This window comes from Roseobacter sp. N2S (assembly GCF_031454055.1).
In the GTDB taxonomy this organism is placed as follows: Bacteria; Pseudomonadota; Alphaproteobacteria; order Rhodobacterales; family Rhodobacteraceae; genus Amylibacter.
Map to the genome: position 1 here is coordinate 889,181 of NZ_JAVDQB010000001.1, position 24,584 is coordinate 913,764.

A 24,584-nucleotide genomic window follows, 5' to 3' on the forward strand; every position below is an offset into this window, starting at 1 on the left:
CCAATGGGTTTCGTCGCCGTAGTCTGATCAGGAAAAACACTCTTGGGATCGGTATCATGTCACAAACAACCATCTATTCTGCCCGTAATATCATCACGATGAACCCCAACCAGCCCAGCGTCAGCCATGTGGCTGTGCGTGAAGGCAAGGTTTTGGGGGCAGGCAGCCTGGAAGAATTGGCGGTTTGGGGCGACTATGTACTGGATGACCGCTTTGCCGATAAAGTGCTGATGCCCGGTTTTGTGGAAGGCCACGCGCACACAATGGAAGGCACCATGTGGCGTAATGTCTATTGCGGGTTCTTTGACCGGATGGACCCGAACGGCAAGGTTTGGGACGGGGTGAAAACCATATCTGATATGTTGGATCGCCTGAAAGAGGCAGAGGCTAAATTGACTGATCCCGATGCTGCTTTGCCGGGCTGGCAGCTTGATCCGATCTATATGGATAATGTTTTGGTCAGCCGCGCTGATCTGGACAGTGTCTCGGCGACACGACCGATTGGGGTGTTGCATGCCTCGGGTCATATTATGAATGTGAACACCAAAGGGCTGGAACTGGCGGGCTTGTACAAGACCGGCATTAACCATCCGGGTATTCCCTTGGGGGCCGATGGCTATCCCACAGGGGAATTGCGCGGACCGGATGCTTATATGCCTGTGGGTGAATATGTAGGGTTTGATCGGGATGTTCTGGGCTGTGACGCCGACGGGTTGCGCGATTTTGGCAAGTTGTGTGTGCGCACTGGCACGACAACCATCACTGATCTGGCCGCCCGTTTAAACGATGAAGCGGTAGAAATGATGCTAAACGTCACTGGCGAGGCGGATTATCCCAGCCGCATCGTGCCGTTGCGCCATTTTATGGGATCGACCCCGCAAGACCTGATTGCCCATGCCAAAGAATTGCGGGGGAAATCCACTGAACGTTTGCGGTTGGGGATGATCAAAGTGGTAGCTGACGGGTCAATCCAAGGGTTTTCAGCCCGTCTGCGCTGGCCTGGTTATCATAACGGGGCGCAAAACGGCCTGTGGTATATCACGCCGGATCACCTGTCTGAAATCCTTAATCTGGCACTGGAAAACGACCTGCATATCCACACTCATACCAACGGGGATCAGGCTACAGAACTGGTTCTGGACATAATGGAAGAGGCCCTGCGCGCCCACCCTTCAGCGGATCACAGATACACGTTGCAGCACTGCCAACTGGCGGATGCGGCGCAGTTTCGTCGGATGAAAAAGCTGGGGATGTGTGTGAATCTGTTTGCCAACCACCATTTCTATTGGGGGGATGAGCATTACAATCTGACTGTCGGGCCGGAACGGGCGTTGCGGATGAATGCGTGCCGCACTGCGCTGGATACAGGCGTGCCTATGGCGATCCATTCGGATGCGCCTGTCACCCCGCTGGGCCCGCTGTTTACTGCGTGGTGCGCAGTGAATCGGATCACCGCATCAGGCCGTGTGCAGGGCGAAGGCGAGAAGATTTCCGTAGCAGATGCGCTTTATGCCATTACTTTGGGCGCGGCCTATACGTTGAAACTGGACGGTGAGGTCGGGTCGATCGAGGTTGGCAAGAAAGCCGATTTTGCCGTGCTGGAGGACGATCCAACTGCGGTTGATCCTGCGGCCTTGAAAGACGTCACCGTCTGGGGCACCGTGCAGGGCGGGCGTGTGTTCGCGGCGGCTGATCTGTGAGCCCGCCGCTTCCTGTTACGGTGGTTGGCGGGTATTTAGGGGCGGGGAAAACCTCGCTTGTCAATCATCTATTGCGCAATGCCAATGGGGTGCGGCTGGCTGTTTTAGTCAACGAATTCGGCGCATTACCTATAGATGAGGATCTGATCCTTGCGCAGGAAGGCGATGTCATTTCGATTGCAGGGGGCTGCGTATGCTGCTCTTACGGTTCGGATATGGCGGCGGCTTTGGCTGATCTGCGCAAGTTGGATCCTAGCCCTGATCATGTGGTGCTAGAGGCCTCTGGCGTGGCCTTGCCGGGGGCAATTGCCGGGTCCATCGGATTGATGCAGGGGTTTTCCATGGATGGCGTGGTCATTCTGGCCGATGCCGAAACCCTGCGCGCCAATGCGGATCACAAATACATGGGTGATACGGTGACGCGGCAGTTGGCGGATGCGGATATTGTGGTGTTGAACAAGGCGGATCTGGTGGATGCATCGACGCTGGCATCCAGCCGCGCCTTTGCGCAAAACCATGCCATCGGGGCACAGATTATTCAGGCAGAGCATGGGGCTTTACCGCCTGAAATCCTGTTGCAAACCTTTGTCGGGCGGTCCCGCGATGGGGCTTTGCGCCATGACACCAGCGGTTTCGGCTCTGTGAGTTTGCCGTTTGAAATGCCGTGTGACCCAACGGCACTGGCGCAGCTTTTAGCCTCGGATCAATTGGATTTGGTGCGGGCCAAGGGCTTTGTGTGTGACGATGCGGGCGGGGTTTTTGCCGTGCAATCGGTGTCCCGTCGCTGGAGCGTAGAAGCCGCCGCTGCGGACTCTCCTTTGGGGCTGGTCTGCATCGGGTTGAAGCCGTCTTTTGACGCTGCGGCGGTGCGAAACGCGGTGTCGGCTTTGGCACCAGCACACGAAGTTGCCACGCAGCGGGGCTAGTTATTTTTCCAGCATGATCGTGACGGGGCCGTCATTCACCAAGGCGACTTTCATGTCAGCGCCGAATTTCCCTTTGCCCACGGTGATCCCCATCTGGGCGAGGGTGGTACACAACAGATCATAGAGTTTTTCGCCCTCTTCCGGTGGGGCGGCAGCAGAAAATCCGGGGCGATTGCCCCGTGTGGTGTCTGCGGCAAGGGTGAACTGGCTGATCACCAGAACACTGCCCCCTGTATCCAGCAAGGATCGGTTCATCCGTCCCTCGTCATCTTTGAAAATCCGCAGATTAGTCAGCTTTTTGGCCATAGCCGCCACATTTTCAGGCGTGTCCCCCAGCATGGCACAGGCCAGAACCACCAGACCGGGGCCTATTTCTCCGATAATCGCCCCGTCCACAGTAACCGAGCCACTGCTGACCCGTTGCAACAGACACCGCATATTAGGACAGCTTGCCGCTTAGAACGTAGGACAGGCATTTGGCCACCTGTGAAGGGGTGGTGCAGACAGCTTGGGCGGCGGCATCCACCTCTTTCAAGGCGTGCTGGTGTTCGTCCATTTGCAGCACAATCAGGGATTTCCCGAGTGCATGGGCAAAGCCCGCATCAAAGGCCGCGTTCCACTGGCGGTATTTTTCGCCAAACCGCACAACAACCACATCCGCATCCTTGATCGCCTTGCGTGTGCGGATGGAATTCAGGTTGGCGCCCTTGCTATCATGCCAGAACTTGTCAGGTTCCGCGCCCAGAATGGTCACGCCGCAATCATCTGATGCGCCGTGGTCCGTCACGGGGGCGGTAAAGCTGATATCGAGTTTCTGCGACTGACATTCCGCAATGATTTCTTCGCGCCAAGAGGTGTGGATTTCACCGGCGAGATATACATTCAATTTCATAAGTTTTCCTTAAAGCCCGTCAACTTTCTTCATCAGCTCGGCCAATTGCTGTTTTACAGCGGCCAATTCTTCTGCCGACTCAGTTTCTGCGGCTGAACCTTGTTGCGATGCAGCGGGCTTTTTTTGCATCTGCGGCATCCAGGCAGCCATCATGGATTTCATCAAATCCGCCTGTTGTTTTTGCCAGTTGTTCGGCGCGCCAATTCCCGGAATCCGGTCCATCATAGCGGTTTGCTGCTCGCTGAACATTTCATAAGATTTCGACAGAAAGTCAGGCAACACACCTTGGGCAGCGGTGCTGTAGGACCGCACCAAACCTGTCAACACATTGACGGGCAACACATTTTCGCCCTTACTTTCCTGCTCGGTGATGATTTGCAGCAAGAACTGGCGTGTTAAATCTTCGCCGGTTTTTCGGTCCCTGATCTCTACGTCATTGCCCAGTTTGATCAGCTCGGAAATTTCTTCAAGCGTGACATATTCACTGGTTTGCGTGTTGTACAGCCTGCGGCTGGCGTATCGATTGATCAGGATTGTATTCGTCATGGGATCCCCGAAATGTGCGATAATGCTGCACCGTAGCGCAGTTTATCCCGTATTCAAAGAGGGAAACCCAAATGCAATCAGGGGCGCCGACATGCGGCACCCCTGTATGGCAAATTCCGTGGGAGGGCGGAACCTGCGAATAAAGCTTAGGCAGCTTTTGTTTTTGCAGCGACGTCTTTGGTTGCAGCAGCAACTTCGGCTTGAATGTCTTTGCCAGCGGCAACAAACAGTTCAACAGCTTCCAGTTGGGCAGCTTTTGCAACTTCGGCGTAAGCGGCCAGTTTTTCTGGCAGGGATTGCGCTTGAGCAGATGCAAATTCAGAAGCAACTGTAGAATAAGCGGACGGATCTTTTTGAACTTTGTTCGCAGCTTCTACTGTTTTCAGTGTTTCAGCGGTCCAAGCGTTTGTCAGCTCTGCGTTTTTCTTCGCAGCGGCTACAGCAATTTTGCCCAGTTTTACGTTGAACTCTGCAACATTCTTGGAAGCATCGTCGAACATTTTTGTGTCCATTTTGAAAGCAGCGAAGAATTCTTCAGTTGCTTTTGCGAAATCGAAGTCTTGGTTTGCCATCGGGTTGATCCTTTGATCGAAAATTACGGGAGCAGCAGTATCGCTGCCTGTGACAAACATATAGATGCTGCGTTGCGGCATTTCAAGGAAAAATGCTGCAATGCGGCATAAATCTTCTAAATCCCTGGTTTTAAGACATAACTTCCGGGGGCAGGTTCGATTTCAGGATTGGCCTTATTACCCAACTTGCGTGCTGGAGTGGTTTTTTCTTCATCTGTGGCCAACCATTTGGCCCAACGATGCCACCATGATTCCTTTACGAAGGTGGCATTTTCCAACCAGAACTCTGGGTCGCGGGGTGGTTCGCTATTGTGCCAATGGCCGTATTTGTCCCGCGAGGCCGGATTGACGATCCCCGCAATGTGCCCGCTTTCCGACAGAATAAACGTCCGCTCGCCCCGTGTTTTTGCCAATCCGCGAAAGGTGCTGGCCCATGGGGCGATGTGATCCTGAATGGTCGAGACCACGTAAATTGGCCGGTTTATCTGGGCCAGACGGATTTTCTGCCCCAGTAATTCAAACTCGCCTTTGGCCAGTTCATTATCCACATACAGTTTTTGCAGGTATTCCACAGCCATCCGTCCGGGCAGGTTGGTGCTGTCGGCATTCCATTGCAACAGATCAAAGGCGGGCGGGGCCTCGCCCATCATATAAGATCGCACGGCAGGGGCGTAGACCAGATCACGCGCGCGCAGATAACTAAAGGTGCGCGACATGAAATAACTTTCCAGATAGCCCGCGTCCTTCACCTGTTCAACGATGCCTTTCAAAAAGCCCGGTTCAAGGAAATTGCCCAACTCCCCCGGACTTTCAAAATCGGTCATGGTGGTAAAGAAGGTCGCCTTGTTGATTTTCTGCTCTTCGCCAATGGCGGTAAGATAGGCGGCGGTACAGGCCAGAAGCGTGCCGCCAATGCAGTAGCCCACCACATTTGCCGATTTCTGTTTGGTGATTTCCAAAACTTTATCCAGCGCGACCAGCAGGCCTTCTTCTAGATAGGTGTCAAACCCGCAATCCGCGTAACTGGCATCGGGATTGACCCAAGACACCACAAAAACCGTATGCCCCTGATCAACTGCATATTTGATCAGGCTGTTTTCGGGCCGCAGATCAAGGATATAGAATTTGTTGATCCAAGGCGGCGTAATGAGAAGCGGCTTTTTATAGACCTTTGGTGTGCTCGGGGAATATTGGATCAGTTGGAACATGCGGTTCTGAAACACCACTGACCCCGGCGAGGTGGCGATGTCTTTGCCCACGGCAAAAGCATTGGGGTCCGCCAAAGTCACTGCGATCCCTTGTTGATTGCTTTCCAGATCGGCGACAAAGTTTTCCAGCCCGTCCACCAGCGACTGACCATTGGTTTCAATTGCGCGGTCCAAAGCATCAGGGTTAGAGGCCAGAAAGTTGGTCGGCGCGAACATATCCACCACTTGTTTGGCGAAAAAACTGACCTTCTCCCGCTCGGGGTGGGGCAGGTGGGTCATGTCCTTGGTGATGGTTTCAATGGTTTGGGATGACAGCAGATATTGTTGCTTGATCATCTTGAAATAGGGGTTTTCATCCCAGCTTTTATTCTTGAACCGCTTGTCGGTTGAAGGCTCGGATGGGGATGGCGGCGCACCAGCGGCAATTTGTTGCTGTATCTCTGACCAATTCTTAAGACTTTGGGTCCAATATCCGACCTGAGCCTCGATAATGCGGCTTGGATCGCTCATCATTTCGGCGAAATAGGCGGCGGCGGCTTTGGCGTAAAACTGGTGGTCTGGGCTTTCCAAACTGGCACTGTGGCTTTTCCGATCCGCAAGCGCCGCCATCATTCTTTGTGTTAATGCATTGATTTTAGACAGATTTTCTTCCAAAATCTCGGCATCAGGTGACGTAGGGTCAATCATATAAAAACCTCCATTAATGAGGATTGCGCTGGTATTCACCTATCACTTTACGCAACATACTAGGGCAGAGACAACAAAAGGTTCAGACTGTGACCATATATGACATGAGCGAAAGTATGCGCCAAAGCAGTGCTTGGGTCGGCGCAACAACCAAGGCTTTCTGGCAAAATCCCGCCTTTTCCGTAACGATGAGTCCCCTCCCATCGCTGTTCGCAGCTTGGGGGGAAGTGACTGAACGAACGTTTGAGAAAGTTGCAACAAAACCATCCTGGGGCATCGACAGTGTCGTGTCCAACGATTCAGATTATCCGGTGTCCAAGAAAATCGAACTTGAACTGCCGTTCTGTAATCTTATCCATTTTACAGCCGAACGAGACCGCCCGGTAAAACGCCGCGTTTTGCTGGTGGCACCTATGTCCGGCCATTACGCAACCCTGTGTCGCAAAACCGTGGCCAGCTTGCTGCCAAACTGCGACGTCTACGTGACCGAATGGAAGAACGCACGTGAAGTGCCGATGTCCGCGGGTAAGTTCGATGTCGAAGACTACACCAAATACGTGGTGAAGATGCTGAAGCATCTGGGCGAAAACATCCATGTGATCGCTGTGTGCCAGCCCGTGCCGTTGACCCTTGTGGCGACTGCGATGATGGCCGAAGACAAAGAAGCGGCGCAGCCCCGTACCCTGACGCTGATTGGCGGGCCGGTTGATCCGGATGCCAACCCGACAGAAGTGACGGATTTCGGTAATCGTGTCACCATGGGGCAGTTGGAACGCAGTGTGATCACCTCTGTTGGTTTTGCCTTCGCAGGTGTGGGCCGCAAGGTCTATCCTGGCGCAGTGCAACTGTCGTCTTTCATTGCGATGAACCCTGAAACCCACGCCAAAGCCTTCTCTGATCAGATCAGTGCAGTGGCCCGCGGCGAGGCGTCGGATCTGGATAAACACAACAAATTCTACGACGAATATTTGGCCGTCATGGATATGCCAGCAGAGTTCTACCTGTCCACAGTGGACCGTGTTTTCAAACAACGCGAAGTCGCTCGGAATGTGTTTAAAGTAGACGGAAAGCTGGTTGATATCAGTAAGATAACCAAAACGGCAGTGAAAATCGTCGAAGGTGGACGGGATGATATTTCAGCCCCCGGCCAGTGTCTTGCTGCGTTGGACTTGATGCCTGATCTGACCGATGACATGAAAGAATCCTACCTGGCCCCGAATGCGGGTCACTACGGTATCTTTAGTGGCAGCGCTTGGCGCAATGATATCCGTCCCGCTGTGTTGAACTTTATCGACAAACACAACGACACCCCCGCAGAGGTTAAAGCGAAAGCAGCGGCCAATTCGGCAGAAAAACCTAAAGCAAAAATTGCTGCGCCGGCTTCTAAAGCTGACGCTGCGAAAACCACGAAGAAGGCTTAACAGCCCTCGGTTCACAGTGCAGGGTAAGGTAACTGAAAAGGAGCCTTACCCATGCCTGCCGTGATCCGGATTCTGACAGATCAGAAGAACATCACCCTCCAAACCGCAAGCGATTGCGACGCCATGCCTTTGGCTGATGGACAGGCGCGGCTTGCGATCGAAAGCTTTGCGCTGACCGCCAATAATGTGACCTATGCGGCCACAGGATTTGACATCGGATATTGGAAATTCTTTCCCGTTGCAGAAGCGGGAAAAGGGCTGGTTCCTGTCTGGGGATTTGCCCGTGTGGTTGAAACGACATCAAAGCTGGTGGCCGTGGGTGACAGGTTTTACGGCTTTTATCCGATGGCATCTGAACTGGTTATTACACCGGTCCCACATGGCAGCCGCGCTATACGGGATGGGGCAGAGCACCGCTTGGAATTGCCGGAAGTTTACAACATTTACAGCCGCGTTGGCCTACCAGATGCAGCCGAGCCCTATCTTGCCTTGATGCAACCGTTGATCGCCACATCTTATCTTTTGTACGATTGGTTGATGGATAACAATTGGTTCAACGCGAAGCAAATCATCGTTGGATCGGCTTCCTCCAAGACCGGACTTGGCTTGTGCGCATTTTTGTTCAAGCAGGCGAATCGACCCTATAAAGTGGTCGGGTTAACCGGCGCGAAGAATGCGGAATTTGTGACGGATCTGGAGTTTTGTGATTCGGTCTTAACCTATGATCAGGTGGGAAATTTGGATCAAATCGACTCGGTTTATGTGGATATGGCTGGAAATACGGCAGTGAAACAGGCGCTTCATGCCCGTTTGGACGGATTTTTGAACCACTCCAGCGCGGTGGGGCTCAGCCATTGGGATCAATTTGCAAAACCGGACGGTCTGGCAGGGCCAAAACCGCAGTTCTTCTTTGCGCCAGCCCAGATTGCCAAGCGCAAGCAGGATTGGGGCAAAGGCGTGATTGAGGGGAAAATCACCGAGGCCACGGCCCAGATCGTAGCGGATTCAGCGCGGTGGCTGACGTTGGAAACCCACAAAGGCTTGGCAGCTATGAGGCAGCCTTATTCCGATCTGGCAGAGGGGCGTGCCGATCCCAAAGTCGGGCATGTGGTTGTGGTTGACTAGAGGGAGTCCCCCACAATTTTGTGGGGGATGCCTGCGGCGCGGATATTTTTAGAAAATGGATATGGGGTTAAACTAACCCCGCATCCGTTTCATTTCTGGGTCGAACAGGTGTTCTGTTACCCGTTTTGCGGTGCGCATTTGGCCGAGGATTTCGATTTCCACTTCCAGATCATCGGTGATTAGGTCGGTTGGCACAAACCCTTGGGCGATGGATTTTTGCGCATGGTGGGAATATCCCCCCGAGGTACAAAAACCGACCACCGCGCCGTTGATCCAGATCGGTTCATAGGCGTTTACATCGGCGTCATCCGCATCGACCACAAAAGCGCAGAGTTTGCGGGCGGGCCCAGCGGTTTTTTCAGCCAGTGCAGCCGCCTTGCCGATGAAATCAACCGGTTTTGTATAGGATACAAAACGATCCATCCCCGTTTCCGCAGGCATGTAATCAGGCGAGAATTCTGCGTTCCATGACCCAAAGAACCGATCGAGCCGCAGGGACATCATCGCCCGCATGCCAAAGGGTTTCAGGCCAAGATCTTTGCCTGCCTCTGACAGGGTGGTGTAAAGGGCGCGTTGGTTTTCGGCGTCAGTGTAGATTTCATACCCCAAATCACCTGTGTAGCTGACCCTTTGTACCAGCGCGTCTGACATGCCCACCGAAAGGGTTTTTGCATCCATAAATTTAAACGCCGCGCCAGACACATCGGCGCGGGTGCAGCGGGACAATAATTCGCGGGCATTTGGCCCTGCGATCTGAAAGCCGATACGTTTGGTTGAGACATTTTCGATCTGCACATCGCCGTCCAGATGCTGCAAGAACCAGCGCATGTGGATGGCCTGCATCCCGAAACTGGCGGTCAGTTGGAATGTGGTTTCTGACAGGCAGGTAACGGTGAAATCACCCAGAAGTTTGCCTTTTTCCGACAGCATTGGCGTCAGGGACATGCGGCCTTGTTTGGGAATGCGGCCCGCCATGATGCGGTCCAGCCATTGGCGTGCGCCGGTTCCTATGACCGTGTATTTGCCGAAGTTGTGGATTTCGTTGATACCAACGGCAGTCCGCACGGCCTTAACTTCGGCGGCAGTGGCGTCCCATGCGTTGGAGCGTCGGAAGCTTGGGGTTTCAAAGCGGGGTTCGCCGGGGAGGGCGAAATAATTGGCAACCTCGATCCCGTATTGTGCGCCAAAGACGGCGTTCTGCTCGTCCCAGATGTTATAGGCTGGGGTTGTTTGGAACGGACGGCAGGCGGGGAGTTCCTCGTTCGGGTAGGAAACCGAAAAGCGCTTTTGGTAGTTTTCGATGACTTTTGGGCGGGTGTAGCCGGGGGTGATCCAATTGCCGAAACGGGCCACATCCATGGCGTATACGTCCCGTTCCGCCTCGCCCTCGATCATCCATTGCGCTAGGCTTAGGCCGACGCCGCCACCTTGGGAAAACCCTGCCATCACGCCGCAAGCAGACCAATAGTTGCGCATGCCGGGGATCGGGCCGACCAGCGGGTTGCCGTCAGGGGCAAAGGTAAACGGGCCGTGGATCACGGATTTCACGCCAGCGGTTTCAAGTACGGGGAATCGTTTATAGGCAAAGGCGATGGAATCTTCGATTTTGTCAAAATCATCGGGCAGCAGTTCATGACCGAAATCCCAACTGGTGCCGTCAACCGCCCAAGGTCGGCAGGGTTGTTCGTAAAAACCGATGCACAGGCCACGGGCCTCTTGGCGTAAGTAGCTTTCGCCAGAAGGGTCCATCACATGGGGGTGTTCAATGCCGCTGTCGATCATTTCGGCGATCATCGGGATGGTTTCAGTCACAAGATATTGGTGTTCCATCGGATGCAGAGGCATGTACACGCCAGCCATAGCGCCGACCTCGCGGGCCCATAATCCGCCTGCGTTTACAATGTGTTCCGCGTGGATCGTGCCTTTGTTCGTCACCACATCCCAAGTGCCATCAGGGCGTTGGTTGGTTTCTTTGACCATACAGTGGGTTTCAATGGACGCCCCGCCCATCCGCGCGGCCTTGGCATAGGCGTGGGTGGTTCCCGAGGGATCAAGATGCCCGTCTAACGGATCATATAGCCCGCCAATGATACCCTCAATATTGGTGACAGGGGCAATTTTGGCGATTTCTTCGGGGGTGACGATTTCGGTTTCCAGCCCCATGTAGCGATGCTTGGCCCGTTCTGCCAGAAACATATCCATACGTTCTTGGGTGTCGGCCAGCGTCACGCCGCCGACATGGTGCAGGCCGCAGGACATGCCTGTCAGCTCTTCCAATTCCTTATACAGGCGGATGGTATAACCTTGTAGGGCGGCCATATTTGTATCGCCGTTTAGCGTGTGAAACCCGCCCGCTGCGTGCCATGTTGACCCCGAAGTCAATTCCGAGCGTTCGACCAGCATCACGTCGGACCAGCCGAGTTTGGTCAGGTGATACAAAACAGAGCAGCCGACAACGCCGCCGCCGATGACACATACACGCGTGGTGGTTTTCATAGTGTGATTCCCGAGCTTATGATTTGGCCTAGGCTGAACGGGATTGTCGTTTTTGGCAAACTTGTTTGCGACAGGTTTTGTCGCGAAACCCAGAGGATCAAAATGACCCTCTGGATTTGGCAGTGGCGTGGCTATTTTTCGGGGATCAGGCCCCGTGGACTGAACCGCAAAACAACCAGCAGGATCAGGCCCATAGTCATCAAACGCATGTGTGCCGCGCTGTTCAAAAGGTGGATGCGCAAAGGGTTGTCCGATGCCATGCCAGAGGTGACGGTATCCATCAGCCACAACCCGATGGGTTCCGCCTGAATCCAGAAAAACCAAACCACAAAGCCGCCTAGAACCGCGCCCCAGTTATTGCCGGACCCGCCCAGAATAACCATCACCCAGATCAAAAAGGTAAAGCGCAGGGGTTGATAGGCGCCCGGGGTTAACTGACCGTCAAGGGTGGTTAACATCGCCCCTGCAATACCCACAACAATAGAGCCGAGCACAAAAACCTGAAGGTGGCGGGCGACGATGTCTTTGCCCATGGCGTTGGCAGAAACCTCATTGTCGCGGATTGCCCGCATCATGCGGCCCCAAGGGGAGTTCAGCGCCCGTTCGGACAGCCACAGAACGATCAGCAGGACCACCGTGAACAGCGCCGCATAGCAGAGTTTCACCGCAATGGATGAAAACAGCGCCGGATCCTGACCCCAGCGTGCAGCAAGATCCAGAAACCATTGGGTCTGTTGCAGGTCGATTTCATAAGGCACCGGACGGGGCAGGCCAGAGACGTTTTTCACACCGCGTGTCATCCAGTCTTCGTGTTTGATCATGGCGACAATGATTTCGGCAATGCCAAGGGTCGCGATGGCCAGATAGTCGGATCGCAGACCAAGGGCGATTTTACCAATCACCCAAGCGGCCAATCCCGCCAGAACCCCGCCAACGGGCCATGCCAGAATGATCGGCAGGCCCAGCCCGCCAAGATAGCCTTCCGAAGCAGGGTTTACGTTCTCAATCGCCTCGGTTGCGGGGCCATAGAACCAGCGAATAGCGGCCCAGCCCACAACGACAATCGTCAGCAATGCGGCTGCGCGGGCTTTGGATTTAGGCATGGTGCGATAGGTGTAAATCGCGGCCATGGCGGTGACCACCGCCAGAATGAACGACACAAAAATTCCAAGCGCGCCAGCGGCCCAAGCGTCCGACACAGGATCAGCCGAAATCAGCACCGCGGCCACACCGCCAAGGGCAGCAAACCCCATGATGCCCACATTCAACAAGCCAGCATAGCCCCATTGGATATTCACCCCAAGTGCCATAATCGACGAAATCAGGCATAGGTTCAGAAGGGCCAGTGCCACATTCCAGCTTTGGATTGTGCCGACAATGATGATCAAAAACGCCATGATCGCAAAGAACGAGATGTTTCTCAGGTGATCCGGCAAAGGCTGCAAGCCCACCAGTTTCGGTGCCAGCGACAGGATCAAAAGGGCAAAGCAGGCCAAGCCCAGAACAGACACGATCATACCGATTTCCCCGCGAAAATACCTGTGGGGCGGAACAGCAGCACCAGCAACAGGATCAAGAAACTGACCGCGAATTTATAATCCGTGGACAAAAGTTGCACCAAAGTATCGGGCTCCCAGCTTTCAGGGACCAGATAGGCGATGAATTTTTTATAGGCGTAAGTGACCATGATTTCGGAAAACGCGATCACAAAGCCCCCCGCAATTGCCCCCAAAGGCGACCCGAGCCCGCCCACAATCGCCGCTGCAAAGATGGGCAGCAGCAACTGCAAATAGGTGAAGGGTTTGAAGGATTTATCCAACCCGTAAAGCGTGCCCGCAATGGTCGCCAAAGCGGCGGCAATGATCCAGGCAACCATGACAACCTTGTCGGGGTTGATGCCGGAAAGCAGGGCCAGATCCTCGTTGTCAGAATAGGCGCGCATGGATTTGCCAGTGCGGGTGCGGTTCAGGAACCAGAACAGTGCGATCACCACCAGAATGGCTGTGACCACGGTGATGCCTTGGCTGACTTTAAAGGACAGGCCTTCTTCTAGGCCAGTCAACTCTTTGAAAGTACGCGCTTTAATGATGAACCGCTCGCCATCGGCGAACTGCTGGTCGTTGGGGCCGATGATGAACCGCACAACCCCGTTGGTGATGAACATCACCCCCATGGATGCGATCAGATAGATCACCGGTGCTGCTTTTTGTTTGCGGTAGAACCGATAGACCATCCGGTCGGTGGCCAGCACAAATCCGATGCAGAAAATAATGCCGAACGGCAAGGCCAACAGGGCGGTGGGCAGGGGATCAATGCTGATGCCCATGGATTGGAACCACCATGTAAACAGGATCGTCACCATCGCGCCAAAGGCCATTGTGTCGCCGTGGGCAAAATTGGAAAACCGCAGAATGCCGTAAATTACCGTGACCCCAAGCGCGCCAAGCGCAAGTTGCGAGCCATAGGCAATGGCCGGAATCAGCACAAAGTTTGAGAGAAGGACAAAGGCGTTCAAGATTTCCATAGGTCAGCTTTCAGATGGCTGGCAGGGGCCGAAGAGGGGGCTACGTCCGGGTGTTGGAGTGACGGGGCGAAGGATCGCGGCGGTGAACAGGGTTGCATCATCCCCCCAAAAAGCTTTTACGCACTTCAGGGTCGTTCATCAGCGCCTCGCCCGTGTCGGTAAACCGATTGGCCCCTTGCACCAGAACATAGCCTTTATCGGCGATGTTCAGGGCTTGGCGGGCGTTTTGTTCCACCATCAGGATGGAAATACCCGTGCGGGCGACCTCGATTATCCGGTCGAATAATTCATCCATCACGATGGGCGATACCCCTGCGGTGGGTTCATCCAGCATCAGCAGTTTGGGCTGGGTCATCAACGCGCGGCCCACGGCCACTTGCTGGCGTTGCCCGCCAGACAATTCGCCTGCATTCTGGCGGCGTTTGTCTTTGAGGATCGGGAACAGGTCGAACACTTGTTCCATGGTTTGGGAAATGTCGTCGCGCCGTAAAAATGCGCCCATTTCAAGGTTTTCTTCCACGCTCATGGAGGGAAACACATTTGACGTTTGCGGTACAAAGGCCATGCCTTTGGCAACGCGGTCTTGTGGGGTCAGATGAGTGATATCCTCGCCGTCCAGAATGATGCTGCCTTGGCGCAGGTTCAACATACCAAAGACCGCCTTCATAGCGGTGGATTTACCTGCGCCATTGGGGCCAACAATCACGGCGATTTCGCCCTCTAGGGCCTCGATTGTGCAATCGTGCAGAATATCTGCGCCCGTGCCATAGCCACCGGTCATGTTCTTGGCTGAAAGATAGCTCATACTGTCACCGGCGTTTTGTTCTTTAGTCCAGTGCCGAGATAAGCCTCGATCACCTGTTCGTTGGCTTTGATCTGCTCGATGGTGCCTTCGGCCAGAACCGTGCCCTCGGCCATGACGATTACCGGATCACATAGACGACCGATGAAATCCATGTCGTGTTCGATCATGCAGAATGTGTAGCCACGTTCTTTGTTCAAACGCAAAATTGCATCGCCGATGGTGTTCAACAGGGTGCGGTTCACCCCTGCGCCCACTTCGTCCAGAAACACGATCTTGGCGTCCACCATCATGGTACGCCCCAGTTCCAGCAGCTTTTTCTGACCGCCAGACAGATTGCCTGCCAGTTCATCGGCCACATGAGAAATTTCAAGAAATTCAATGACCTCATCCGCTTTGTTGCGAATTTCGGCTTCTTGGCTGCGCACAAGACGGGGTTTGAACCACGCGTCCCACAGCCGTTCGCCTGCCTGATCGGGGGGAACCATCATCAGGTTCTCGCGCACCGTCATGGTGGAAAATTCATGGGCGATCTGGAATGTGCGCAGCAACCCGCGGTCAAACAAGGCGTGGGGCGGCAGGCCTGTGATATCCTCGCCGTCCAGCAACACGCGACCGGCGCTGGGTTGGTGGACCCCTGCGATCACATTAAAAAGGGTGGTTTTGCCCGCGCCATTCGGACCAATCAGCCCGGTGATAGAGCCTTTGGCGATTTCTAGCGAGGCGTCGTTGACTGCATAAAAGCCGCCAAAACGCTTTGCGAGATTTTCAACTTTGATCATAGGGTATGTGCCAGTTCAAAAAAAGCAGCCCGCAAATGATATGCGGGCTGCCTTGTCGTGTCAAAAAGCGATTAGCGATAGCCGACTGTGGCCAGCTTTCCGTCTTTGATTTCGATTTCACGATAGTTACCAGCGCTTTCGCCTGGGCCAATCAGTTCTACGTTGGACGCGCCAACATAGTCCACGTCACCACCAGCTGCGATGATTTCAAGCGCTTTGCCCAGTTCGCCTGGCAAGATTTTTTCACCTGGTGCGTTGGCAACATCCAAGATCTTCTCTTTGTAAACAGATGGATCGGTTGAATCAGCCGCTTGCATGGCCAAAGCGATCAAAGCTGCCGCGTCATAAGATTCAGCAACATAAGGAGCTGTCGCGTCAACATCAGCCATCTGGTCGTTCAACATGCCTGCGCCCGCGCTGTCCGTGCCCGGTGCTTGGCCGAAGGAACCGTTCAAATCGTCACCGATTGCTTCTGGCAGGCTGTCGCCAACCATGCCGTCGGACAGAACAAATGTGTCAAACGCGCCGGAATCCAAGGATGCCTCGATCACGCCTTTACCACCTTGGTCAAGGTAGCCCACAACAACCAATGCATCACCGCCTGCCGCAGCAAGGGCACCGACCTCGGCAGAGTAATCTGCTTTGCCGTCTTCATGGGATGTGGAAATTGTGACCGTGCCGCCTGCTTCTTCAAAAGACGATTGGAATGCATCAGCCAAACCTTTGCCGTAGTCGTTGTTTGTGTAGGTCACAGCAACAGATTTGATCCCGCGGTCCATGATCACTTCGGTCATCACAGCACCCTGACGGGCATCGGATGGGGATGTGCGGAAAAACAGGCCGTTGTCTTCGACATCGGACAAAGCAGGCGAGGTTGCGGATGGGGAGATCATCACCATGCCGTTGGCCACAGCCACGTTGGTCAGGATCGCGGTTGTCACGCCGGAACAGTCAGCGCCGACGATGCCGGATACCTGATCCGATGTGATCAAACGTTCCGCAGCCGCACTTGCAGCAGCCGAATCAACACAAGTGCTGTCAGCACGCACAGAGGTCAGCGCTTTGCCGCCCATGAATTTGCCAGAGGCAGTCACTTCGGACATGGCTTGTTCCGCACCGGCAGCCATCGCAGGTGTCAGTGATTCAATTGGGCCCGTAAAGCCAAGAATAACGCCGAGTTTCACGTCGCCGTGGGCCTCGGAAAAGGCAGCGCCGGCCATCGCAACGGTCGCGGCGGATGCGAGCAGTAGTTTTTTCATGTGTTCGTCTCCCTGCATGAATAATAGGCACGAACAGTAGAGAGAATGGGGCCAAATGCAAGAGCCACTGTGATTGACCTAGGATCAAATCGAAACACTTGCCTAGGCAGGTTTCTGCTGCATGTAGTATGGTAAACCCTATAACGGAGCACAGCTATGCAAAAGTTATTAATCGCTGTAATGATTTGCTTTTTTGGCATGTCGGCAACCGCGCAAACCATAAACAGTTCTTTGGGGGCGTTGAAGGTTACGAATTTGGCCAAAGGGCTTGATGAACCCTGGGCCGTGGCGATTCTGCCGGACGGGCGCTATCTGGTTACCGAACGCAAAGGCCGGTTGTGGCTATTTGATGGGCAAGGCGGGAGGCAGCGGATTTCTGGCGTGCCAAAGGTCTTTGACAGCGGACAGGGCGGTTTGCTGGACGTGGTTGCGGCGCGGGATTTCGTACAAACTTCTGAGGTGTTTTTAACCTTTGCAAAACCGCAAAGCGCGGGGGCTGGAACCGCCCTTGTGGTTGCCAAGCTGGATCAGGAACAGGCGCGGTTGGATAATGTTAGGCTGCTGTTCGAAATGAAAGCGGGCAACGCGGGCGGGGTTCATTTTGGCTCACGCGTGGTTGAAGCCCCCGACGGTTCTTTGTTTGTTACTGTGGGTGAACGGGGCAACCGACCGCTGGCGCAGGATTTATCTATGCACAACGGGTCGGTGGTGCATGTAAGCCGCAGCGGTCAGGTGCCTGACGGTAATCCATTCGTCGGAAGCAATGGGGCTTTGCCGGAAATCTGGTCCTACGGTCATCGCAACCCACAAGGGGCCGCGCTGGATGCCAGCGGTCAGCTTTGGGTGGTGGAACATGGTGCAAAAGGCGGGGATGAAGTGAACCGGATCAAACGGGGGGCCAATTACGGCTGGCCTGTTATTTCCTACGGCGCACATTATTCGGGGCAGAAAATCGGCGAGGGGAACGCAAAGCAAGGGATGGAGCAGCCCGCATTTTATTGGGACCCGTCCATCGCTCCCTCTGGCCTGATGATTTATTCTGGCAAGATGTTTCCCGAATGGAAGGGAGATTTCTTTGTGGGATCGCTGAAATTCGACCATATCGCAAGGCTGGATCGCAAGGGCGAAACACTGTCTGGCGCAGAACAATTGTCATCACGTGAAACGGGACGGGTGCGTGATGTGCGAGAGGCCCCTGACGGGGCGATCTGGTTTTTAAGCGTAGACCGGCGTGGCCTGTTCCGGATCAGTCGTTAAGGCTGGCCCCGGGATTGCGGGAGGCTTGGGATCCCCGCTCGCGGTAGGGCGTGGTGTCATATTGCGCGCGGTAGCATTTGGAGAAATGTGAAGGCGAAGCAAATCCACAGGCCAGCGCCACGTTGATCACCGACATTTCAGTCTGCATCAAAAGGTTACGCGCCTTTTGAAGCCGCAATTCCATATAGTACCGCTTGGGAGAGCGGTTCAGATAGCGGCTGAACAGCCGTTCTAGTTGGCGGGTGGACATGCCCACATCCTGTGCCAGCACAGAGGGGCTGACAGGTTCTTCGATGTTGCTTTCCATCATCTGGATCACTGTAGACAACTTTGGGTGCCGTACGCCGATACGGGTCGGGATTGACAGCCGCTGTTCATCCCGCTCGGTACGGATGTTGGTGTGCAAACATTGATCCGCAACCCAATTGGCGATTTCCTCACCGTCCCGCGTGGCCATCAGTTTCAGCATCAAATCCAGCGAAGACGTGCCCCCCGCTGACGTAAACCGGTTGCCATCAATCACATAGACGGACTTGGACAGTTGAACATCCTCAAACTCCTCAGTGAAACTATCGTAGTTTTCCCAGTGTATCGTGCATTTCTTACCATCCAGTAAACCAGCCTTGGCCATTGTATGTGCGCCTGTACACAACCCGCCAATTGAAACGCCTTTTCGGGCCTCGCGGCGCAACCAGTTCATCACCCGCTTGGTTGAGTTCTGGTCGATTTCCAACCCGCCACAGATCATCACCGTGTCTTCGCGGGTGATATCTTCCAGCCCCATATCCACTACAATTTTTGTGCCGTTGGAACAGGCCACTGGCGCGCCGTCTGTAGACACGATCGTCCAGTCATAGCGCAATTTTTTGTCAAATCGGTTGGCGATACGCAACGTATCCAGGGCCGTAGAAAACGGCACTAACGAGAATTGGTCCAACAACAAAAAAATGTATTTTCGCGTTTTGATTGCGCTGGCCGAGGGTCTGGGTGCTGGCATGTCTACTACGTTCAATAGGCCCGAATCACTCGGGTTCGTTGCGGTCCAGTCAACTTGTATAAATTGTATTTATGCTTCAAGCGATTAACGTGACCGATTTTGACGATTTTTCGTCACGTGAAAACGACAGTATACCGCAGATTACCACCGATGCGCTTCTAGCCAAAGCGCGCTTGCTGTTGTAAGACCGTTTTTCCTAACCCTCACCAAGGAGAGACCCGATGACTTCGGCTTGGAAAAAATCTGACTGGCGTTCCAAAGAGCGGATTCAGATGCCGGACTATACCGACGCGGCTGCGCTGAATGCAGTTGAGCAGCGGTTGTCCAGCTATCCGCCGCTGGTTTTTGCGGGCGAGGCCCGTTCGCTTAAAGCAAAACTGGCCGCTGTTTCCCGTGGTGAAGCGTTTTTGCTGCAAGGCGGCGATTGCGCCGAGAGCTTTGCGGAATTTAACGCAGATATGTTGCGCGACACTTACAAAGTGATGCTGCAAATGGCGGTGGTGCTGACTTATGGTGCCAAAGTTCCTGTCGTCAAAGTTGGCCGTGTGGCTGGTCAATTCGCCAAGCCCCGCTCGGCTGGTATGGAAACGGTGAACGGCGTAGAACTGCCGTCTTATCGGGGCGACATTATCAACGACATTGATTTCTCTCCGGAATCCCGGATCCCGAACCCAGATCGTATGTTGCAGGCTTATACGCAGGCTGCGGCCTCGTTAAACTTGCTGCGCGCGTTTTCTATGGGCGGTTTCGCCGATATCCACCGCGTTCACGAATGGAACCTGGGCTTCGCCAATGCGGCAGGGGCGGCCGAGAAATATACACAGCTTGCAAACCGGATTTCTGACAGCCTCGACTTTATGACGGCTGCGGGGATTACGTCGGATAATACTTCGGCGTTGCACACAGTTAACTTTTATACCAGCCACGAAGCCTTGTTGCTGGAATATGAAGAGGCATTGTGCCGGATTGATTCCACATCCGGGCTGCCAGTTGCTGGATCCGGTCACATGATCTGGATCGGGGATCGCACCCGTCAGCCTGATGGCGCCCATGTAGAATTTGCACGCGGCGTGCAAAACCCGATTGGCCTGAAATGTGGTCCGACGACTACAGCGGATGACCTTAAGGTTCTGATGGCCAAGTTGAACCCTGAAAACGAGGCAGGTCGTTTAACACTAATTGCCCGTTTCGGTGCGGGTGCGGTGGGCGATCACCTGCCACGTCTGATCAAAGCGGTTCAGGATGAAGGCGCCAATGTGGTTTGGTCCTGCGATCCAATGCACGGCAACACAATCAAATCATCGACAGGGTATAAAACACGTCCCTTTGACAGCATTCTGCGTGAAGTTCGTGAGTTCTTTGGCATTCACAAAGCCGAAGGCACGGTTCCGGGTGGCGTTCATTTCGAGATGACCGGCAAGGATGTAACTGAATGCACAGGCGGCGTCCGTGCGGTTACAGACGAGGACCTGTCGGATAGGTATCACACAGCATGTGACCCCCGTTTGAACGCGTCCCAAGCGTTGGAATTGGCCTTTCTGGTTGCTGAAGAATTGGAAGAGCGGGTCGTGGCGCAACGTCAGGCCATCTGACACAACAGGACTTAAGAAATAATAAACGCGGCTCAATGTGGCCGCGTTTTTTTTATTTTATCGACGTGGTTTTGTTTACTCGTCTTTAACGAGTCGCAGATATGTTTTCCCTGCCACCAATCGCGGTGTGGTGGTTTTATGGGCTGCCTTTGGTTTCGTCATTTTTGCTGGCCCTTTATACTTTGCACGGTCTTCTGCAAAGCCTGTAACCAGTTTTGGGGCCTTGTCTGGCGTAGGGGCGCCCATCGTACTTATGATGCGGGTTGCTTTAACATCAGCTATTTCAAATCTTTGCGGGGTTTGAAGCGCTGGCTCTTTAGAAACCAGACACCCTAAAATGCGGGTGAACTGTCCGGCATCGTTTTGCATAGGCAACAACAACATACGCGCATTTAAATGTGGGGATTGTTTTGATGATGTTCTTAACACCAGTTCAACAATTTTGGGGGATGCAACGATGTCATCAAGAACGCGGCTTAGCTCATCGCGGTGGCCGATGTCGATCAATGCGCGTGCGGGCATACCGCGCAACTCCATGCCCATCATTTCGCATAGGGCCATACCCGCCAACCGGAACCGTACATCCAGCGGACCATTGTATTCCAGCACGAAAGTATGATCCAGTGCACCGGTAATCTGGCGTGGATCCAACTCTGATCGCATCGGGGCAATGCGGCCAGCCCGCAGGTTTTCCCAATAACTGAGCAGATCAAGGATGATCGGATCTTGCATAATGCCGTCTCTCCGAAACAGGGGAGTTACTCGATCGCTAACGGTATTACGATCTATTACTTGGTACCGCATAAATCACCCTATCAAAGTTTGCACGCATTTGTTGAGAACCGCAGTGTATTTTGCTAATCATTTTCAAACAGACCCCATGCCGACTATCTGGCATATATTCGATTTAAAAGTGAGGCTAATTTTCTTAAATGGTTAACTCAATGACGGCCTTTGCGTCGGTAAATGGCAGCAACGGTACAGTGTCTTGGGCCTGGGAAATCCGCAGCGTGAACGGTCGTGGGCTCGATTTACGCATGCGACTGGCCGAAGGGTTTGACCCGCTCGAAGCAGTGGCACGTAAAAACATTGGGGAATTGTGTAAACGGGGCACGATCACAGTCGGGTTGCGCATAAAGCGAAATGCAACCGCGCGAAATGTTCAATTAAATGCCGAGGTTCTAGAGCGAGCACTTGCTGCTGCAAAAACCGCTACGCAGACCACTGAGCTGGAAACCGCCCCCCTAGATATCGCGGCAGTTTTGGCATTGCCTGGGGTTTTCACCGTGTCGGACAGCGATCAGGATCCGCTGACCGCATTGATGGATCCAGTTAAAAAAGACCTAAGCGCAGCGATCACCGCCTTTACCCAAGCGCGGGCGGAAGAGGGGGCGGCTCTGGCGCAAATATTGGGGCAACAAATTAAAGAAATCGACCAGCTTTGCACTGCAGCATCAGACGTTCTGGATGCGCGTCGAGATCACGTGGCACAGGCTATGAAGGTGAATGTCGCGCGGATTCTGGATGCGACTGACGCTGTTGATGAAGATCGCCTGGCACAGGAATTGGCCATAATTTCAGTCAAGGCAGATGTGGCTGAAGAGCTGGATCGCCTGACGGCCCATGTGGCGGCCGCACGCGCCTTGCTGGCAACCGATGGTCCCATCGGGCGGAAATTTGATTTTTTGACACAAGAATTTAACCGCGAAGCCAATACATTGTGTTCAAAGGCAAATTATACGGCGCTGACCGGGATCGGGCTTGACCTGAAAGCGGTTATCGACCAGATGCGCGAACAAGTACAAAATGTGGAGTAACCATGTCTGAACAGATACGATCCGGTCTTTTGATCATCATTTCATCCCCGTCCGGCGCAGGTAAATCCACTTTGGCAAAACGGCTTTTGGCCAAAGACAACGCGATTGATTTTTCGGTTTCTGCCACTACCCGCCCGATGCGGCCCAAAGAGGTTGAGGGCAAAGATTATTATTTCAAAACCAAAGAGTCGTTTTTGGAATTGGTCGCCAACGGCGAAATGCTGGAACACGCCGAGGTTTTTGGCAATCACTACGGTTCGCCTTTGGCCCCTGTGGCGGCTGCGGTTGAGCAGGGCCAAGACGTGTTGTTCGATGTGGATTGGCAAGGCGGTCAACAAATCCGCGCGTCAAGCCTGCGGGATAATGTGGTGTCGATCTTTTTGTTACCACCTTCAATCAAAGAGTTAGAGGCACGTTTGAACGCCCGCGGTCAGGACAGCGCCGAAGTTGTGGCGAACCGTATGGCCAAAGCCCGCGATGAAATCAGCCATTGGCCGGAATACGATTATGTTTTGGTGAACGCGGATTTAGAGACCTGCGAATCCCAACTGCGTGCTATCGTCACCGCAGAACGTTTGCGGCGTGATCGCCAGCCTGGCTTGGTAGAACGGGTTCGCAAATTGAATTCTGAATGTGAGGCAATGTTATGATTTATGCACTCGATGGTGTGACACCGGAACTGGCGGCAGACGGGGACTATTGGATTGCGCCAAACGCGCAACTAATGGGCCGCGTGCGGCTGGAAAGCGGGGCGTCGGTGTGGTTCGGGGCCGTTTTACGTGGTGACAACGAACTGATTCTAGTGGGTGAGGGTTCTAATATTCAAGAAAACTCGGTCCTGCATACGGATATCGGGTTTCCCTTAACAATCGGAAAAAACTGTACCATTGGCCATAAGGCCATGCTGCACGGTTGTACCATCGGGAATAATTCGCTGATTGGTATGGGGGCGACTGTGCTGAACGGGGCGGTTATTGGCGACAACTGTTTGATTGGTGCCAATGCGTTAATTACAGAGGGAAAAGTCATTCCAGACGGCTCTCTTGTCATGGGCGCACCGGGGAAGGTCGTTCGCGAACTGGATGATGCCGCGAAACTGGGTTTGCAAAAGTCTGCCGAAGGGTATCAGATGAATATGCGCCGTTTCCGCAAAGGTCTTGTTGCGATCGAAGTGGGCTAAACCACACTTATGTCGAGCGTTGTTTCGCTGGCGCGCACTTCAATCTTACGCTTTAGGCGCGTGGCTTGTTGGCGGGCCAGTTCGAAATGCACCTGTGCAGAGGTCATATCAACTGGCATGGCATCGTTTGACAGGCAGGCCCAAAGCGTTGGGTCATGGCGCACTGCCTTTGCATTCGTGTGAATATCGTATTTTCCGTTTCTTTCGGTAATATCCACCTCTCCGCCGTAGGGGAGGGCGGTTTCCACGGATTGCACCAGTAAAAACAACAGCTTGATCATTGGTTTTGGTGTTTCTTGCGACACCCGCCATTGGACCATGATTTTCTTTTCTGAAAAATTCCCCGCAAGTATCTTTTGCGCTTTGGATGCGCCAACCATTGTTGTCATCTGCGCCGAACCATAGGCCATACGGATAAACGCCATTCGGGCCGTGGCGGCAGTGACACTATCCGCCAGCAAGATCGATTCGGGGGTATCCGCCATTCCCGACAGCTCTAACAATTCCACCCCATTTGCGATGGCGCCCAGCGGGCTGGCCAGATCATGGCAAATTCTAGCGCTGATAAGGGCTGTAATATCGGGCGAATTATCATACATAAGCGTCACCTGCAGTCGAACAAAAGGCACCTTATGATTGAATTTCTGACACCCGGTCAGTTGGTTCGCAACCCTGCACACCCCGAATGGGGTGTGGGGCAGGTTCAATCAGTTGTGCGCGGAAAAATTACCGTTAATTTTGAAGAGGTCGGAAAAATAGTTATTAATGGAGACCAAGTGGTCTTGGAATTGGTGTAGCTGG

The 24,584-nt window shown here is 53.8% G+C and carries 24 protein-coding genes; 10 read left to right on the forward strand and 14 right to left on the reverse strand.

Features of this window, described 5'->3' with window-relative positions:
* The first annotated feature begins 56 nt into the window (after nucleotides 1-56).
* Together GGE09_RS04355 and GGE09_RS04360 are read left to right on the forward strand one after the other, a co-directional pair.
* On the forward strand, nucleotides 57-1,700 hold the full coding sequence (locus GGE09_RS04355; RefSeq protein ID WP_309744220.1) for an amidohydrolase: 1,644 nt from the start codon (nucleotides 57-59) through the stop codon (nucleotides 1,698-1,700).
* A complete protein-coding gene (locus GGE09_RS04360) occupies nucleotides 1,697-2,626 on the forward strand; it encodes a GTP-binding protein (RefSeq protein ID WP_309744222.1) in 930 nt (309 codons plus the stop codon). Before GGE09_RS04355 ends, GGE09_RS04360 begins: the two co-directional genes overlap by 4 nt.
* Here GGE09_RS04360 and dtd read toward each other — a convergent pair whose 3' ends face one another.
* From dtd to GGE09_RS04385, 5 genes are all read right to left on the reverse strand, one after another.
* On the reverse strand, nucleotides 2,627-3,064 hold the full coding sequence (dtd, locus tag GGE09_RS04365; protein ID WP_309744224.1) for a D-aminoacyl-tRNA deacylase: 438 nt from the start codon (nucleotides 3,062-3,064) through the stop codon (nucleotides 2,627-2,629).
* 1 nt (nucleotide 3,065) lies between these two features.
* Nucleotides 3,066-3,518, reverse strand: coding sequence for a YtoQ family protein (locus GGE09_RS04370; protein WP_309744225.1), 453 nt, complete (start codon nucleotides 3,516-3,518; stop codon nucleotides 3,066-3,068).
* Between the two features lie 9 nt (nucleotides 3,519-3,527).
* Nucleotides 3,528-4,064, reverse strand: a complete 537-nt coding sequence (phaR, locus tag GGE09_RS04375; protein ID WP_309744227.1) for a polyhydroxyalkanoate synthesis repressor PhaR — start codon at nucleotides 4,062-4,064, stop codon at nucleotides 3,528-3,530.
* 146 nt (nucleotides 4,065-4,210) lie between these two features.
* Nucleotides 4,211-4,717 (reverse strand): phasin, PhaP, encoded by a 507-nt coding sequence (locus GGE09_RS04380; RefSeq protein WP_309744229.1) that lies wholly within the window; start codon nucleotides 4,715-4,717, stop codon nucleotides 4,211-4,213.
* Nucleotides 4,718-4,752: 35 nt separating this feature from the next.
* Entirely contained in the window at nucleotides 4,753-6,531 is a 1,779-nt protein-coding gene (locus GGE09_RS04385) for a class I poly(R)-hydroxyalkanoic acid synthase (protein ID WP_309744231.1), read from the reverse strand.
* 104 nt (nucleotides 6,532-6,635) lie between these two features.
* Between GGE09_RS04385 and phaZ the strand changes: the two genes are divergently transcribed.
* Nucleotides 6,636-7,952 (forward strand): polyhydroxyalkanoate depolymerase, encoded by a 1,317-nt coding sequence (gene phaZ, locus GGE09_RS04390; RefSeq protein ID WP_309744833.1) that lies wholly within the window; start codon nucleotides 6,636-6,638, stop codon nucleotides 7,950-7,952.
* Between the two features lie 51 nt (nucleotides 7,953-8,003).
* Nucleotides 8,004-9,077: a DUF2855 family protein gene (locus GGE09_RS04395; protein WP_309744233.1), complete on the forward strand. Its 1,074-nt coding sequence runs from the start codon at nucleotides 8,004-8,006 to the stop codon at nucleotides 9,075-9,077.
* A 72-nt stretch (nucleotides 9,078-9,149) separates the two neighbouring features.
* Here the strand turns inward: GGE09_RS04395 and GGE09_RS04400 are convergent, their stop codons facing one another.
* The 6 genes from GGE09_RS04400 to GGE09_RS04425 form a co-directional block, all read right to left on the reverse strand.
* Nucleotides 9,150-11,573, reverse strand: coding sequence for an FAD-dependent oxidoreductase (locus tag GGE09_RS04400; RefSeq protein WP_309744235.1), 2,424 nt, complete (start codon nucleotides 11,571-11,573; stop codon nucleotides 9,150-9,152).
* 131 nt (nucleotides 11,574-11,704) lie between these two features.
* Nucleotides 11,705-12,970 (reverse strand): branched-chain amino acid ABC transporter permease, encoded by a 1,266-nt coding sequence (locus GGE09_RS04405; RefSeq protein ID WP_405048534.1) that lies wholly within the window; start codon nucleotides 12,968-12,970, stop codon nucleotides 11,705-11,707.
* A 116-nt stretch (nucleotides 12,971-13,086) separates the two neighbouring features.
* Entirely contained in the window at nucleotides 13,087-14,097 is a 1,011-nt protein-coding gene (locus GGE09_RS04410) for a branched-chain amino acid ABC transporter permease (protein ID WP_309744237.1), read from the reverse strand.
* A 97-nt stretch (nucleotides 14,098-14,194) separates the two neighbouring features.
* Complete coding sequence (locus GGE09_RS04415) at nucleotides 14,195-14,902, reverse strand: ABC transporter ATP-binding protein (RefSeq protein WP_309744239.1); 708 nt, start codon at nucleotides 14,900-14,902, stop codon at nucleotides 14,195-14,197.
* The gene (locus GGE09_RS04420; protein WP_309744241.1) at nucleotides 14,899-15,681 is read right to left on the reverse strand and encodes an ABC transporter ATP-binding protein; all 783 of its coding nucleotides are present in this window, start codon (nucleotides 15,679-15,681) and stop codon (nucleotides 14,899-14,901) included. Before GGE09_RS04420 ends, GGE09_RS04415 begins: the two co-directional genes overlap by 4 nt.
* Nucleotides 15,682-15,752: 71 nt before the next feature.
* Entirely contained in the window at nucleotides 15,753-16,940 is a 1,188-nt protein-coding gene (locus GGE09_RS04425) for an ABC transporter substrate-binding protein (RefSeq protein WP_309744242.1), read from the reverse strand.
* Nucleotides 16,941-17,096: 156 nt separating this feature from the next.
* On the opposite strand from GGE09_RS04425, the gene GGE09_RS04430 reads away from it, so the two are divergent.
* A complete protein-coding gene (locus tag GGE09_RS04430; RefSeq protein WP_309744244.1) occupies nucleotides 17,097-18,197 on the forward strand; it encodes a PQQ-dependent sugar dehydrogenase in 1,101 nt (366 codons plus the stop codon).
* On the opposite strand, the gene GGE09_RS04435 is transcribed toward GGE09_RS04430, so the two are convergent.
* Entirely contained in the window at nucleotides 18,187-19,194 is a 1,008-nt protein-coding gene (locus GGE09_RS04435) for a GlxA family transcriptional regulator (protein WP_309744246.1), read from the reverse strand. The genes GGE09_RS04430 and GGE09_RS04435 overlap by 11 nt on opposite strands.
* 221 nt (nucleotides 19,195-19,415) lie before the next feature.
* Here GGE09_RS04435 and GGE09_RS04440 point away from each other — a divergent pair, with 221 nt between their 5' ends.
* The gene (locus GGE09_RS04440) at nucleotides 19,416-20,786 is read left to right on the forward strand and encodes a class II 3-deoxy-7-phosphoheptulonate synthase (RefSeq protein ID WP_309744248.1); all 1,371 of its coding nucleotides are present in this window, start codon (nucleotides 19,416-19,418) and stop codon (nucleotides 20,784-20,786) included.
* Between the two features lie 75 nt (nucleotides 20,787-20,861).
* On the opposite strand, the gene GGE09_RS04445 is transcribed toward GGE09_RS04440, so the two are convergent.
* Complete coding sequence (locus GGE09_RS04445; RefSeq protein ID WP_309744249.1) at nucleotides 20,862-21,518, reverse strand: PAS domain-containing protein; 657 nt, start codon at nucleotides 21,516-21,518, stop codon at nucleotides 20,862-20,864.
* Between the two features lie 212 nt (nucleotides 21,519-21,730).
* Here GGE09_RS04445 and GGE09_RS04450 point away from each other — a divergent pair, with 212 nt between their 5' ends.
* Genes GGE09_RS04450 through GGE09_RS04460 form a run of 3 tightly spaced genes read left to right on the forward strand, consistent with a single transcriptional unit; the run spans nucleotide 21,731 to nucleotide 23,783 of the window.
* Nucleotides 21,731-22,603 (forward strand): YicC/YloC family endoribonuclease, encoded by an 873-nt coding sequence (locus GGE09_RS04450; protein WP_309744251.1) that lies wholly within the window; start codon nucleotides 21,731-21,733, stop codon nucleotides 22,601-22,603.
* Between the two features lie 2 nt (nucleotides 22,604-22,605).
* Nucleotides 22,606-23,253, forward strand: coding sequence for a guanylate kinase (gene gmk / locus GGE09_RS04455; RefSeq protein WP_309744253.1), 648 nt, complete (start codon nucleotides 22,606-22,608; stop codon nucleotides 23,251-23,253).
* Nucleotides 23,250-23,783 (forward strand): gamma carbonic anhydrase family protein, encoded by a 534-nt coding sequence (locus GGE09_RS04460; protein ID WP_309744255.1) that lies wholly within the window; start codon nucleotides 23,250-23,252, stop codon nucleotides 23,781-23,783. The genes gmk and GGE09_RS04460 overlap by 4 nt, the downstream gene beginning before the upstream one ends.
* Here the strand turns inward: GGE09_RS04460 and GGE09_RS04465 are convergent.
* On the reverse strand, nucleotides 23,780-24,382 hold the full coding sequence (locus GGE09_RS04465) for a histidine phosphotransferase family protein (RefSeq protein ID WP_309744258.1): 603 nt from the start codon (nucleotides 24,380-24,382) through the stop codon (nucleotides 23,780-23,782). The genes GGE09_RS04460 and GGE09_RS04465 overlap by 4 nt on opposite strands.
* A gap of 33 nt (nucleotides 24,383-24,415) precedes the next feature.
* Here GGE09_RS04465 and GGE09_RS04470 point away from each other — a divergent pair, with 33 nt between their 5' ends.
* A complete protein-coding gene (locus GGE09_RS04470; RefSeq protein ID WP_309744260.1) occupies nucleotides 24,416-24,580 on the forward strand; it encodes a DUF3553 domain-containing protein in 165 nt (54 codons plus the stop codon).
* Nucleotides 24,581-24,584: the final 4 nt, after the last annotated feature.

Bases quoted from the DNA above. Each gene is read 5' to 3' on its own strand.
- GGE09_RS04465 (WP_309744258.1), bottom strand. From the start codon at position 24,382: ATGTATGATAATTCGCCCGATATTACAGCCCTTATCAGCGCTAGAATT.
- GGE09_RS04370 (WP_309744225.1), bottom strand. From the start codon at position 3,518: ATGAAATTGAATGTATATCTCGCCGGTGAAATCCACACCTCTTGGCGC.
- GGE09_RS04395 (WP_309744233.1), top strand. From the start codon at position 8,004: ATGCCTGCCGTGATCCGGATTCTGACAGATCAGAAGAACATCACCCTC.
- gmk (WP_309744253.1), top strand. From the start codon at position 22,606: ATGTCTGAACAGATACGATCCGGTCTTTTGATCATCATTTCATCCCCG.
- GGE09_RS04380 (WP_309744229.1), bottom strand. From the start codon at position 4,717: ATGCCGCAACGCAGCATCTATATGTTTGTCACAGGCAGCGATACTGCT.
- GGE09_RS04450 (WP_309744251.1), top strand. From the start codon at position 21,731: ATGACGGCCTTTGCGTCGGTAAATGGCAGCAACGGTACAGTGTCTTGG.
- GGE09_RS04415 (WP_309744239.1), bottom strand. From the start codon at position 14,902: ATGAGCTATCTTTCAGCCAAGAACATGACCGGTGGCTATGGCACGGGC.
- GGE09_RS04420 (WP_309744241.1), bottom strand. From the start codon at position 15,681: ATGATCAAAGTTGAAAATCTCGCAAAGCGTTTTGGCGGCTTTTATGCA.
- GGE09_RS04430 (WP_309744244.1), top strand. From the start codon at position 17,097: ATGCAAAAGTTATTAATCGCTGTAATGATTTGCTTTTTTGGCATGTCG.
- phaR (WP_309744227.1), bottom strand. From the start codon at position 4,064: ATGACGAATACAATCCTGATCAATCGATACGCCAGCCGCAGGCTGTAC.
- GGE09_RS04410 (WP_309744237.1), bottom strand. From the start codon at position 14,097: ATGGAAATCTTGAACGCCTTTGTCCTTCTCTCAAACTTTGTGCTGATT.
- GGE09_RS04440 (WP_309744248.1), top strand. From the start codon at position 19,416: ATGACTTCGGCTTGGAAAAAATCTGACTGGCGTTCCAAAGAGCGGATT.
- dtd (WP_309744224.1), bottom strand. From the start codon at position 3,064: ATGCGGTGTCTGTTGCAACGGGTCAGCAGTGGCTCGGTTACTGTGGAC.
- phaZ (WP_309744833.1), top strand. From the start codon at position 6,636: ATGAGCGAAAGTATGCGCCAAAGCAGTGCTTGGGTCGGCGCAACAACC.
- GGE09_RS04435 (WP_309744246.1), bottom strand. From the start codon at position 19,194: ATGCCAGCACCCAGACCCTCGGCCAGCGCAATCAAAACGCGAAAATAC.
- GGE09_RS04470 (WP_309744260.1), top strand. From the start codon at position 24,416: ATGATTGAATTTCTGACACCCGGTCAGTTGGTTCGCAACCCTGCACAC.
- GGE09_RS04400 (WP_309744235.1), bottom strand. From the start codon at position 11,573: ATGAAAACCACCACGCGTGTATGTGTCATCGGCGGCGGCGTTGTCGGC.
- GGE09_RS04445 (WP_309744249.1), bottom strand. From the start codon at position 21,518: ATGCAAGATCCGATCATCCTTGATCTGCTCAGTTATTGGGAAAACCTG.
- GGE09_RS04385 (WP_309744231.1), bottom strand. From the start codon at position 6,531: ATGATTGACCCTACGTCACCTGATGCCGAGATTTTGGAAGAAAATCTG.
- GGE09_RS04425 (WP_309744242.1), bottom strand. From the start codon at position 16,940: ATGAAAAAACTACTGCTCGCATCCGCCGCGACCGTTGCGATGGCCGGC.
- GGE09_RS04355 (WP_309744220.1), top strand. From the start codon at position 57: ATGTCACAAACAACCATCTATTCTGCCCGTAATATCATCACGATGAAC.
- GGE09_RS04405 (WP_405048534.1), bottom strand. From the start codon at position 12,970: ATGGCGTTTTTGATCATCATTGTCGGCACAATCCAAAGCTGGAATGTG.
- GGE09_RS04460 (WP_309744255.1), top strand. From the start codon at position 23,250: ATGATTTATGCACTCGATGGTGTGACACCGGAACTGGCGGCAGACGGG.